Source organism: Moorena sp. SIO4G3 (assembly GCF_010692305.1).
GTDB lineage: Bacteria > Cyanobacteriota > Cyanobacteriia > Cyanobacteriales > Coleofasciculaceae > Moorena > Moorena producens_A.
This window is the reverse complement of record NZ_JAAHIG010000256.1, coordinates 1-12,938: the sequence shown is the minus strand read 5'-3', so window position 1 is coordinate 12,938 and position 12,938 is coordinate 1. Positions and strand designations below refer to the sequence as shown.

Here is a 12,938-nt window from a genome sequence, read left to right as displayed (position 1 = left end):
AACTAAAAGACCGCATCCACTCTTGTCCTCATTGTGGTTATGTAGCTGACAGAGATGTAAATGCGGCGATCAATATATTGAATTTGGCGGTGGGGCATCCCGTCACAAGTAAAGCTTACCGAGTAACCGAAGGGATACCTGGTGTTGGTAAGAAGCCCACACTGTAATCTTTGATGAGCGTGTGGGAGTATGTCACCAAAGGCGCAAAGGTGATTGGTTGGAGTTTTATTATGCCACTTTTACCTTGGAGCCAAAGTAATGATCCTCAAAATAATAAGTAAATAGGTAAGTCCTGATCTGGGCTTAAGCCTTATATTAGCGATCGGCGAAGCCGCGCCAAAGGCGATTGGCCTTTGGCCACGCTACGCGATGAAGCGATCGGCGAAGCCGCGCCAAAGGCCTCAGCTTCCGCGCTTATGCGATCGCTAATTATTCCCTAGTAGCCAACAGTCGTTACTTCTAGGGATAAATCGCAATTGCGTCACATCCAAATTGTTTGGATACAGGCGGTGCCATGGCTACGCCAATTGTTAGCAACGATTGCTTAGGCTTAGGAACTTATTCCAATCAGCAACGCCGAAATTATCACTACAGTAATCAGCGATCAACCTATGCGCTACGCGCACGCTGCGCGAACAGCTATCAGCTAACACGCTACTTCAAAAGCTGCCCAAACCGCTATTAATAATGACAGCAACAGAGCTGAGCCAAAATTAGTAAATTGGTATTCATCTCTTTATTTAACAAGCTGCGAATTTCTATAAATTATAGCATTTATGAGGTACGCTTTTCAACCTCAAAGTCCCCCTTATTAAGGGGGATTTAGGGGGATCACTTTGTACCTTATGGTATAGAGAATTGCTATAACAAGCTCCCAAAAACTAGAGCTGAAAGCTGACTGCTGATAGCTGAATCCTGACACAAATCACGTTTTTAGGAGACAGCCGATGACATTACTACATCAGCCAAGCACAATTATTGGTGACCGCTATCGCATTGTTGCACCCTTAGGTCAGGGTGGCTTTGGAACAACCTACGAAGCTGAAGATTTAACTAACTACAAGCGAGTAGCCCTCAAAGCCATTTCCCTGCGCTATTTAGAAAACTGGAAAGGGTTAGAACTTTTTGAAAGAGAAGCTAAAATCCTGGCCAAGCTCAACTATCATGCTATCCCCAAATACTTAGACTACTTCTACATAGATACTGCTGATGACCGCCATTTTTACTTGATTCAAGAATTGCTTGGGGGTCAGTCGTTCAGTGAGTTAGTGAAAAAGGGTTGGTACCCTAGTCAGGGGGAAATCAAGGAAATTGCTTTCCAGATTTTGGACATTCTTGAGTACCTCCATCAACTGAATCCAGCTGTGATTCACCGAGATATTAAACCACAAAACCTGATTATAAATTCCAAAGGTATAGTATTTTTGGTGGATTTCGGTGCTGTCAAAGATGTCTATCGTAATACGTTAAGCTACGGGGAAACATTTGTTGGCACTTTTGGCTATATGCCACCAGAACAGTTTCAAGGACAAGCATTTTGTGCTTCTGATTTATATAGTCTAGGAGCAACACTATTGTTTTTGTTAACCCATCGCTCTCCTGCCGATCTACCTCAGCAGCGACTAAAGATTGATTTTCGTGGTTCAGTGCAGATATCACAGCATTTTGCTGACTGGTTAGAGAAGATGCTGGAACCAGCTGTAGAAGATCGATTCCAGTCTGTGGAGGAAGCGATAGATGCCTTACGGCGAAAACAGTCAATTTCCAGTTCTTTGTCTGGTTCTATAATACCACAGCGGCAACAACCTGCTGGTAGTCGCATCATTTTTACAAAAAATTACCAGCGTTTGGTAGCAGAAATTCCGCCCTGTGGATTAAACGGTAATAACTTGCTTTTGGCTGTCTTGATCTTATCTGTACTTAAACTTATTTTTGTATTGAAACTGGGGACAATATTAACTGTTTGTTCGACTTTATTTTTGCTAGAATTATGGATTATTTTGCTAGTTTTATTGGGACTATTATTTGATATTGCTGGTGAGATATATTTGGAAATTAACCGATATACCTTCAAGATAGAATGGCAGTTATTTGGTTTAAGCTTGGGACAGATTACAGGACGTACAGTAGATCTTAAAGTTGTTGAAGTGGATAGTAGTGTGAATTTCCTAGGTCAAAAAACTATTACCTGTGCGATTTGGGAAGGAGTCCAACAACACAAATTTGGTTCAAAACTTACCAAAGTTGAGAAAAGATGGTTGGTTGAGGAATTGCGCGACTTTCTCGGACTGATATAGCGCTACGCTTAGCGTCAGAAGTCAGAAGTCAGAAGTAAACACTGATACCAAGTTGCGGTCAAACATACAACTTTCTCTTCCCCCAATTTCCCCATCTCCCTATCTCCCCATCTCCCCATCTCCCTATCCAAGCAATCTACTATCTTTGAATACAACTCGGTATGACCGACTACTGTGCCACACTACCCAATCCCACTTGCTCCAACAGAGCGATAAAATCTGCTCGAATTGAGGAGTCATTGGGATTAGCAGCTTGAGCCTGGTAAAGGGCATCAAGGGCATCAAACCAAGCCCCTGCTTCGGCATAGATGATTGCTTGTTGATGCAGTAACTCAGAGGTGGAGCTGTTGGTATTTGCAGCAACAGCTGCTAGCTTTTGCTCTAATTCTGGGGGTGGTGATACCCGCTCAATCCAGCTCGTATGATAGGAATTGTTAGACGGGTTTTCGCGATCGCATTCTAGGGTAACAAACCACATGTATATGTTCCTGTCTTTTGCCTCCAGTCCTGGTGGGTTTGCGATCAGTTGTGGACTGTTTTCCGGAAGTTCAACTGAGATCATCCCTACCTCAGCGGAGTCAATCTTTTTCTCAAATATTGTCTGGTGTTCTACTGTGTCCACCAAGGTAAATACTATTGGTACGTCTACAGGCTCGGACAAATACCATAAAAATCTAGGATGACCAGATATAGTTTGTGCAGCGACTTCCTTTGAAGGAATTAACAGCGTCACCAATTCACTTGGTAACTGCTCACACCCGCCTCGTGAACCAGACCCATTACTCTTTCGAGGAGCGCTATCGGTTGGTGGAATAAATCGTAAGCGTGAGCGTTTAGCTGAACTATTTTGGGAACTATTTTGGGTTTCAGATGAGTTATGATTAGAATCTGCAACCTGACCGTTGACAGATTGCAACCCTTGAGAATAGCTTGGTTTAGGGGTGAGTGTGCAAAACAGCAGTACAATCAGGATTGATGTTGTACATGCCCATGTTGTACGCCCGAATAAATTAATAATGTTAGCGGTATTTTTCATCAGTTTATTGAATTATTAAACTAGAATAGACAATTACAAGAATTAGCATTAATCCTTAGTAAAGCCTGAGTTTAAGCTTAATTGTTTCAGAGATATAATTTTTTGGTGCCATGGATTTCTAATCTCAAATCCCGCTGACTAGTTTTCCTGTGGCAGGGAAACGATCAAAAGATTATCCCGCAACCAACACAGGGTTTTTCTAGCAGCGATTAACTAGACTTGAAATTAGACCAAATTGCCTGGAACCAGGTAACTTTTTATACCCGAAACCCTTGACCCAACTCAACGGTGACTAAATTAGACTTCACAGAACTTAGGATCAATTCCTGATTACTGACTGGTATAGAGATTCTAGTTTTGCTGATATCTCCGGAGGGACAGCAGTTAACCGGATGTAAAAACTTCCCGGTTCTGCTGTTTTTTCTAAAACCTTGGCGTAGATGTCCTCACTGGGTTGGTTCACATTATCTGGATCGAGTAAGTTGAGCTTAATATTACTGAGTGGCTCAGGGATAGCAGAGATTTCGCTGCTGTTAGCACGAAGCTTAGCTCCCTTACTTGAAATCTCTACTAAACGTCCAGTGTAGACCGACTTGCTGATATGCTTTCCATCTAGAAAAGCATAATTAAATTGTAGCTCAATTTTTTGGTTAACCTGGAAAAACGTTTCTTGCTGTTTGGGTAAAAATAGGTTATAATGATGCCCAATTCCACCCACTTCATAGATAGTAATTGGCTGTTTAATTCCCTTGGGTTTTACCTGTATTTGACCGTCAATTCTTAAGCATTCGCCAGTTTCTTCCAAAGTGGAAGAAGAAATCATAACTTGACCACCAGTTGTATAAGATTCGATCCGGTAAGCCAGGTTAACGGCGCTGCCAATGACACTATATTTGGTGCGTTTTTCGGAACCAATATTCCCAAGCACAACCACACCGGTATTGATACCGATGCCCATTTCCAGTTTTGGATAGCCCAACTGCTCGATTTCTTCATTGACACTAGTCATGGCTAACTGCATCGCTAGGGCACAAGCCACTGCTCTGTGGGCATCATCCTCTTGGAGGGTGAGAGCACCAAAAAGCACTAAAATCCCATCCCCCATGAACTCGTCGATAGTTCCTTGATAAGCAGTAATCACATCCGCCATGTGACCCAAATAGATGTTGAGGATTTTGACCACCTCTTGGGGATGTAACCGTTCTGAGATCGCAGTGAAGCCTCTTAAATCAGAGGTCAAGATCGTGATTTTCCGGTTTTCACCCCCAAGTTTTTGTTTGTCTGGGTTCTCCAGCAAATCCGCCACCACTTGGTCAGTTAGGTAACGTCCAAAGGTGTTACGAATCTCTTTAGCAGTGCTAGCAACGTAAGCTGTGATGGCAATTGCAGACCCACTTAAGGCTAACAATGGCGGTATCACCGGGAGCCACCAACCCCCCAAAAACGCTCCATAGGTACTTCCGAATAATGCCCCTGTAGCCACCACGGTAATCGCAGTTCTCCTCAAGGACAGCCCTCTGAGACCCCCAAGATAGCGCCATTTCCAAGTTAGAGTGGCACCGACTAAAGACCAGGCTACAATCCACAGGATTTCCACAGGCTCAGACCAGGTTTTGAGCAAGGGACGACCATCTTCGACAGCACTAATAATTTGGCTGACCATGTTAGCTTGGACTTCCACCCCAGTCGTTGACTCCCGCATGGTAGTGTCATTACTGTAGGGGGTGTAGAAAAAGTCATTTAAACTGACCCCAGTTGCACCAATTAAAACGATGGAATCATTGATCCAGTCATCTGGAATGTTATCTTTCAGAACGTCGATCATGGTTACGGTGCGGAAGGTTCCCGCTGGTCCGCGATAGTTCAAGAAAATCTGGTAACCGCCATCATCGATTCCCACATAACCACCGTCATTGCTGGCCAAAGGGCGAAACATGGCCTTGCCCCACTGGAAAATTCTGGGATCTTGCTGTAATGGTTCAGGAAAAATGTTTTTTGACTCTAGATAAATCCCCGCTAGGAGCATACTAAAGGAGGGCTGTACATGATCATTTACCTTCAAAGAAAGTAAGCTGCGCCGCAGGATACCATCCATATCGTTTACGACATTATTGGCACCTACGAGACCACGTTCACTGAGAATCGGTGGAGGATCCACCGCATTGTCAGGGTTGTCTTGATCGATGTATTCGATACCAACTAAGTTAGGTGTGGTTTCAAACACCCTGAGTAAGTCACCATGACCGGGTTCAACTAAAAAATCCCGATACAGGTCAAGACCAATGGCTGCAGGATTTTGAGCTTTGATTTTGTCTAAAAGTTGGGCAAGCCTTCCATCAGTGATTGGCCACCGTTGAGCAAGCTTTAAATCTGCCTCAGTCATAGCCACAATCACAATCCGTTCATCCGTAGCTTCCTTCGGACGCCAACAAAAGTATTGGTCGAGAGCCGCTAGTTCGTAAGGCTGTAACCAGCCGAGTAGCCTGAATGCGATCGCAATTCCAGCCACCACCGGTGTAGTAATTAGAACACCGCGCCATTCCCATAGTTGTTGTTTTAGTGGTTGCCACATCTTACATTATTCAAGTTGGTGAGGTACAAGTTTCTGGGTTTTAGGGAGTAGGGAGCAGGGAGTAGGGAGCAGGGAGCAGGGAGCAGGGAGCAGCGGATCTCGGAGCTGGGCAGAAACTTCAGATGTACCTCACGCTTACTAGGAAACTATTATTACGGTTGAACCTCAAAAAATGGTTTCTTCTGGAAAGGGTGATTGACAATGATAAAGCTATTGGTAACTACAAAAGCATTAGTGGGTGGATCTCACTTTGGCAAAAACACTTAGCACAATAGAAGGCTAATATCATGTTATGATAGTTACCCTGTCTTGATGCAGTCGCTCATGGGGGAAACCCCCAAGACCGCGCTGCATCGCTTAATAAAAATCTCCCCCATCTCCCCATCTCCCCATCTCCCCATCTCCCCACACTTCCCACACTTGCGGGAGTGATAGATTTACAACAAAAAGTTGATAGCTGATAGCTTAAGTCCTTTGTTTCCAAAGGTTTTCAAATGTTCTATCCTATTTTAATAACTTTCTCAGGGTTATCTCATACTTTTCAAAGACTCAGTTAAGATAGGTTAAATACTTTAAATAATAATTACATAGATTGGAATTAAACCAACACTGTTTTAGGTTAATTCTGTCTACGGACTTACGAGTCAGTTCTGATATTCGGGAGAGTTATGTCATGAAAGATATGAAAAAAACTGTAATGGTAAGCGCTGCCTTGACTAGTGTCTTGGCTCTAGGTTTAGGTGTAGCATCTGAAAACGCCTTGGCCGGTAAGGAAGGAATGGAAAAATGTGCTGGTATCGTTAAGGCGGGTCAGAACGATTGTGGCACCAGCAAGCATGATTGCGGCGGGATGGCTAAGGTAGATAGCGATCCCGAAGAGTGGATCTACGTTCCTGAAGGCACTTGCAACAAGATTGTTGGTGCCACGATTGTAGGAGAATCAAAATCCAGCCAGGAAACTGAAAAGCCAACCGAGAGTGCGCAAGCCAATTAAAGGAAGCTATCAGCAGGCTGGGCACTCAGCTATCAGCTTATGAATCATGGCTGAGTAGGGTTATGTACACAGATCCCCCCTAACCCCCCTTAAGAAAGGGGGGAATTAGATTCAGCTGAGTAGGGTTATGTACACAGATCCCCCCTAACCCCCCTTAAGAAAGGGGGGAATTAGATTCAGCTGAGTAGGGTTATGTATACCGATCCCCCCTAACCCCCCTTAAGAAAGGGGGGAATTAGATTCAGCTGAGTAGCGTTATGTATACCGATCCCCCCTAACCCCCCTTAAGAAAGGGGGGAATTAGATTCAGCTTAGTAGTGTTATGTATACCGATCCCCCCTAACCCCCCTTAAGAAAGGGGGGAATTAGATTCAGCTGAAATGCTTCGTGCTGATACCTTACCACTACCATGGATAAATCCTAAAAATAATGCCATGAAAACAATGTCATGAAAACAATGCTATGACAACTCACCTTCCTTCAGCTTCAATTAACGGTGCTGGAATCGGTTTACGCTCCGCCCATTATCAAGATATCCTTACTCATAAACATACTATACCTTGGTTTGAAGTATTATTAGATAATTATTTAACGTCTCAGGGTTTACCACTCCACTATTTAGAAAAAGTTCGCCAAAACTATCCCGTTACGTTGCATGGCGTCGGTATGTCTTTGGGGTCAACCGACCCTTTAGATTTAGAGTATTTGACAAATTTAAAAGAGTTAGCCCAGCAGATTGAACCAGCATACATTTCCGATCACCTATCCTGGATTTCCGTTAATGGTCACTATCTTAACGATTTAATTCCTCTTCCTTATACCGAAGCGGTGATGGAACATGTAGCCCAACGGATCTTGCAAGCTCAGGAATTTCTAGGTTGTCGGATTTTGATAGAAAACCCATCGGCTTATGTGAGCTTCACAGATTCAACTATGCCAGAATGGGTATTTATTCAACAATTGTTAGAAAAAGCCGATTGTTACTTGCTGCTAGATGTCAACAATCTTTATGTCACTGCTACTAATCAAGGATTTGACCCCCTTGATTACCTGAATACAATTCCAGCAACCAGGGTCAAACAAATTCACTTAGCAGGGTATGAAGAACGGGAAGACTATCTATATGATACCCACGGTTATCCCGTTCATCCTCCAGTGTGGCAATTGTATCAAGCAACATTAGAGCGCTTTGGTCCGGTGCCTACTCTGATTGAATGGGATACTGATATCCCAGCTTTTGAGGTATTAATGACTCAAGCTAGTAAAGCTCAGGAGTATTTAGATCAGGTAAGTATAGCAAAGGGAACAGGGAACAGGGAACAGGGAACAGGGAGTCGGGAGTCGGGAGTCGGGAGTCGGGAGTCGGGAACTTCGGAACAAAAATTATCACAATTTCTTTAGGATACCTATATATAGCATTTTTAAATAGGTCATGAACAATCTTGCTGATTTCTCATAACATCACAAACTATTCGGAGCTCTTTACCACTATTCCCGATTCCCGATTCCCGATTCCCGATTCCCGATTCCCGATTCCCGATTCCCGATTCCCCATTCCCGATTCCCGATTCCCCATTCCCTTTGCTATAACCTTAAAAACCGATATAATCATGGAATTAAGGAGACTACAACAGTTATTTTACGATGCTGTTTTTGAAAATAATCCTGCCAGTACACAAACCCTTGCTCAACACATCAAAGCAGCTAAACAATTGACTCCTGCTGAAGGGTTAGCCATTTATCGTAGCAGTGTCCTAGGCAACCTGAGCCAAACCTTAATGTCAATTTATCCAGTCTGCTGTTGTTTGGTGGGAGAGAAATTTTTTGAGGGAACAGCGAGAAGCTATATCCAACGCTTTCCTTCTATATCAATGGATTTAGGGAATTATGGTGAGCACTTTCCTGATTTTCTTGCCAATTTTGAGCCAGCCAAACAGTTACCCTATTTACCAGATGTAGCCCGGTTAGAGTGGCACTGGCATCGGGTGTTTAATGGTGAAAAAGCTACCAAGTTAGATGTCCAAGCATTGAGTACAGTTCCCCAAGAAAAATGGGGAGAACTGATTTTCCATTTACCTAAAAATAGTGTTCTGATCGAGTCGGCTTACCCGATCCATCGCATTTGGGAAGTTAATCAGCCTGAATACGAAGGTGATCAGCAAGTGAATTTGGATGAAGGCGGGATACAACTATTCCTCTGGCGCAATGGTTATGATATGCGCATTGAGCTGCCAACAAAGGAAGAATGGCAACTGCTGAAAGCTTTTCAAGGGGAAAATCGATTTGAAGCAATTTGTCAAGACCTGGCTGCTGATCAATTAGCTATTGATGTAGCATCTGAATTACCGCAATTTGTCCAACGTGGATGGATTGCCAGGTTTTCGATTTAGACAGATCCTTATACAGAAGGATTTCAGCTTATTTTCATAGAACAGGAGTGGCAGGATTTGAACCTACATCGATCAGTTTAGAAGACTGAGGCCTTGTCCGTTAGGCTACACTCCCAGGATTAGCGAGAATGCAGGGATTTGAACCCCGATTTCTGGTTCCGAAGACCAGCGTGTTGATCCATTACACTACACTGCTCCATCAAACATGTACAAAGCGTCACATAACGAGACTTTGTGTGTTGATTTCCTGCTTCAACGGGGGCATGGGAGCGGTTAACCCTCAGCAGGCTTACGAGTCGAGCCGTACTCGTTATAGCTTTCTAGGTTCATTGAGGCATTCCAATCCCGATCAATCTTATTTCCACAGCAACCACACTCATAAATCCTTTCAGATAAAGGCATTGGCTGTTTATTTCCGCATGATGAACATAATTGACTAGATGGAAAGAACCTGTCAGCTACTACTAACTTGGCACCGTAGCGTTCACACTTATACTGAAGTTGCCGCCTGGCTTCATACAGTCCTAAATCACCGATAACTTTCGCTAATTTATGATTAGCCATCATCCCAGAAACGTTTAAATCTTCTATGACAACTACGCTGTGGTTTTTAGCTATATAAGTGGTCATCTTGTGAAGATAATCTTTTCGCATATCAGCCACTCGACGGTGAAGTTTTTGTACTTCAAGCTGGGTTTTTGAGTAATTCTGAGAGCCTCTTACTTTTTTAGATAATTTCCGTTGAACTCTAGATAATTTCCGTTGAGCGTTGCGGTAAGGCTTAAGTCCTTTAAACTCAACACCAGAACTTAATACAGCTAGGGTTTTTATTCCAAAATCAACACCAACTCTTTCTCGTTCTTTAAGTGTTGCTTCAAAGGTCTTTTCAATAGATAAGCTAATATACCACTCCCCGGCTTTTTTGTAGATTGTGACTTTTTTAGTTAGACAATCTGGTAGGGGTTCAAACGTTCTAACCTGCTTCAGGAAGGGTAAGTTATGAATTAGTCCACCTAATCGAATCGGTCTCCCTGAATTATCGATAGTAAAACGATCATTTCTACCCTTGCATTTGAATCTAGGGTACTTACCCCATCCTTTGAAAAACCTTTTGAATGCTTCGGCTAAATTGATGAACGCATATTGGTAAACCTTTGAGGATAATTCCCTCATCCAGGGATACTCAGGTTTGACATGGTTGGTAAATAACCGCTTTAGGGTTTTAATGTTAGGGTTTAACCCTTCATTGTAGGCATCTTTCCACATCGCTAAACCCCAGTTGTACACCCACCGACTAAAACCAGCGTGTTTGGCCATCAACGTTTTTTGACGGTTGTTAAGCTTCAGTTTTGTCGTGTAAGAGTGATTGGGAGCCATAGCGTGTTAGCCTGTTATTACCTAATATTATACCCACAAAACTGCTCAATGAGCAAGGGCGAATACTGGTTAAAAGTAAGGCTAAAAGAACATGAACACGGTCAGCTACAAAGCTCGAACGCAGACGTCTTAGGTTGGTCTATGTCTCAGGCGGCGAATATATCCGCAAGCTACCGAAAACAGACGCAAAGTAACGCTAACTATTTACTAACTTCCAACTCCCACAACGCGGAGAGAGAGGGACTCGAACCCCCAGTAGACTTACATCTACAACTGTCTAGCAAACAGCTTGCTCTGCCAATAGCGACCTCTCCAGAATGGGTTGGGTAGGATTTGAACCTACGGCGCACAGAGGCATCCGTTTTACAGACGGCTTCCTTCAACCTGACTTGGATACCAACCCAATTGACAGTGCCGACGGGAATTGAACCCGCCCTGGAACTGCAATATTTGAAGTCCAGGGTGAGAATCGAACTCACACGATCGGTTTTGCAGACCAATGCCCTACCATTAGGCGACCTGGACACATTCTCTGAAATTTTCAAGGTTCAGATGAGCAAGCAGGTTTGCGGCCTCTATTACTATATTACATATATACTACAAAATATACTACAAAGTGTCAAGGGTGTAATACAAAATAGTGATTCTCTTAGATCATTGAGTGGTTCAATATGTGACATAATTACTTTTTAGAAGGCCCCTTCTCATAAGAAAATGAGTGTAACCATCACTACTACATCACTCTCTCTCACCAAAGCTTTACCCTTGACTGGGCATCCGGCACGGGTTTATTTGAGTAGTTTGAGTCCTGGGTCGCAGCGAACAATGAGGCAAGCTTTGGATGCGATCGCATCCCTACTAACCAATAACGAATGTGACGCAGATACCCTTGACTGGGCAGCTCTCACCTATCAGCACACCGCCGCCGTCCAAGCCGCATTATTGGAAATCAATGCCCCCGCCACGGTCAAGAAGAAGATGGCAGCCCTCAGAGGAGTGTTAGCTGTGGCAAAGAAGTTAAAACTGATGGATCCAGAAGATTTCGAGGCGGCGGTGGATTTACCCAGGATCAAGAATCATCCCTTACCTAGAGGTCGGGCGTTAACTCAAACAGAAATTACGGCACTTATTGAGGTATGTACTTCCGATACAACTAATCAAGGGGCTAGGGATAAAGCCCTAATTGGTATCCTACGGGGTACAGGATTGCGACGGGCAGAGGTGGTGAAGCTGGAAGTGCGAGATTTTGATAGTGATAGTGGTGCATTGGAAGTGCGTCAGGGTAAGGGGGGTAAAGATAGGACCGTTTATTTACCTGAAAACGCGATCGCGTTTGTAAATGATTGGTTGAATGTCAGAGGTCACCAAGCAGGAGCGCTATTGTGTCCAATCCGCAAAGGCGGGCAGATACAGAACAGAAAGATGACCCCCCAGGCGGTATTGTTGATTTTGCAGAAGCGGGCTAAAGAAGCTGGGGTGGAGTCCTTTAGTCCCCATGATTTTCGCAGAACCTTTTGCTCTGATCTGCTCGATGCTGGGATTGATATTGTGACGGTACAGAAGTTAGCTGGCCATGCTTCCCCTGTGACTACGGCCAAGTATGATAGGCGGGGTGAGGAGGTGAAACGGAGGGCAGTGCAGAAGTTGGGGTTTTAGGAGGAGGGGCGAAGGCCATAATGTTTCCTGCGGATAGGGTTGGCGATGGGGAGAGGATCATTACTTGGTCACACAAGGCCTATATCCTGTAGGACTAGTAATGGTGTTTTCACCACGGGACGACGAAGAGCTGGAGACAGTCAAGTCCATCGTTAAGAAATCTTACGAATATGCTACTGGGGAAGTGCCAAGGTAGGTAGTATTGTAAGGCAGGTCTAAAAGTAAGCGGTCATTGTTAAATCATCTTCAAAATTGTCTCTGATAAGCCTGGGGAGTTCCCATATAACTGGGTTACGCACCTTTTGGTAAGTAATTGTTTTCTACAATAATGCATATTATCTTTAAGCTCACTGAAAACAAAAGACGGCAACTTCTGTTTTCAATGAAAACACTTCAGGAGAGTCAATAATCGTCAATAACTCACCGCTAAGTCTTTTCAGACTATAGCGGGAGCTTGAAAAAGCTCATAATTGACCAGTCTAAGTTCTAGTGCGGCTCGTTCTAGCTAGGAGCCTCCCGAAACGGGAGGGGTATAAGCTAGGGGACTCGCGAGGTAAAATACCTCAAAAAGTTCTAACTGTCCTTCGGATGCAGGTGCAAACCCTGCCCTTTAGGA

9 protein-coding genes and 5 tRNA genes are annotated in these 12,938 nt (G+C 43.8%); 6 read left to right on the top strand and 8 right to left on the bottom strand.

What is annotated here, in order from left to right; all coding sequences use genetic code 11:
• Positions 1-167, top strand: a 167-nt coding sequence (locus F6J99_RS31500; protein WP_365974611.1) for a zinc ribbon domain-containing protein, incomplete at its 5' end; no start/stop codon positions are given.
• 780 nt (positions 168-947) lie between these two features.
• The gene (locus F6J99_RS31495; RefSeq protein WP_293118861.1) at positions 948-2,297 is read left to right on the top strand and encodes a serine/threonine-protein kinase; all 1,350 of its coding nucleotides are present in this window, start codon (positions 948-950) and stop codon (positions 2,295-2,297) included.
• A gap of 169 nt (positions 2,298-2,466) precedes the next feature.
• Here F6J99_RS31495 and F6J99_RS31490 read toward each other — a convergent pair whose 3' ends face one another.
• Together F6J99_RS31490 and F6J99_RS31485 are read right to left on the bottom strand one after the other, a co-directional pair.
• A complete protein-coding gene (locus tag F6J99_RS31490) occupies positions 2,467-3,333 on the bottom strand; it encodes a DUF928 domain-containing protein (RefSeq protein ID WP_070392860.1) in 867 nt (288 codons plus the stop codon).
• A 319-nt stretch (positions 3,334-3,652) separates the two neighbouring features.
• The gene (locus F6J99_RS31485) at positions 3,653-5,905 is read right to left on the bottom strand and encodes an adenylate/guanylate cyclase domain-containing protein (protein WP_293118859.1); all 2,253 of its coding nucleotides are present in this window, start codon (positions 5,903-5,905) and stop codon (positions 3,653-3,655) included.
• Between the two features lie 592 nt (positions 5,906-6,497).
• On the opposite strand from F6J99_RS31485, the gene F6J99_RS31480 reads away from it, so the two are divergent.
• From F6J99_RS31480 to F6J99_RS31470, 3 genes are all read left to right on the top strand, one after another.
• Complete coding sequence (locus F6J99_RS31480) at positions 6,498-6,899, top strand: DUF2282 domain-containing protein (protein ID WP_293118857.1); 402 nt, start codon at positions 6,498-6,500, stop codon at positions 6,897-6,899.
• Positions 6,900-7,361: 462 nt separating this feature from the next.
• A complete protein-coding gene (locus tag F6J99_RS31475; protein WP_293118855.1) occupies positions 7,362-8,300 on the top strand; it encodes a DUF692 domain-containing protein in 939 nt (312 codons plus the stop codon).
• Positions 8,301-8,341: 41 nt separating this feature from the next.
• Positions 8,342-9,289, top strand: a complete 948-nt coding sequence (locus F6J99_RS31470) for a DNA-binding domain-containing protein (RefSeq protein ID WP_293118853.1) — start codon at positions 8,342-8,344, stop codon at positions 9,287-9,289.
• A gap of 42 nt (positions 9,290-9,331) precedes the next feature.
• Here F6J99_RS31470 and F6J99_RS31465 read toward each other — a convergent pair.
• The 6 genes from F6J99_RS31465 to F6J99_RS31440 form a co-directional block, all read right to left on the bottom strand.
• Positions 9,332-9,404, bottom strand: a tRNA-Arg gene (locus F6J99_RS31465).
• 8 nt (positions 9,405-9,412) lie between these two features.
• Positions 9,413-9,486: transfer RNA gene (locus tag F6J99_RS31460), tRNA-Arg, on the bottom strand.
• A 76-nt stretch (positions 9,487-9,562) separates the two neighbouring features.
• Positions 9,563-10,666, bottom strand: coding sequence for a transposase (locus F6J99_RS31455; RefSeq protein WP_293118851.1), 1,104 nt, complete (start codon positions 10,664-10,666; stop codon positions 9,563-9,565).
• Positions 10,667-10,895: 229 nt separating this feature from the next.
• Positions 10,896-10,980 (bottom strand) — tRNA-Ser (locus F6J99_RS31450).
• A 4-nt stretch (positions 10,981-10,984) separates the two neighbouring features.
• A tRNA-Tyr gene (locus F6J99_RS31445) sits at positions 10,985-11,069 on the bottom strand.
• Positions 11,070-11,120: 51 nt separating this feature from the next.
• Positions 11,121-11,191 (bottom strand) — tRNA-Cys (locus F6J99_RS31440).
• A gap of 189 nt (positions 11,192-11,380) precedes the next feature.
• On the opposite strand from F6J99_RS31440, the gene F6J99_RS31435 reads away from it, so the two are divergent.
• Positions 11,381-12,322, top strand: a complete 942-nt coding sequence (locus tag F6J99_RS31435) for a tyrosine-type recombinase/integrase (RefSeq protein WP_293118849.1) — start codon at positions 11,381-11,383, stop codon at positions 12,320-12,322.
• Positions 12,323-12,938 lie beyond the last annotated feature (616 nt).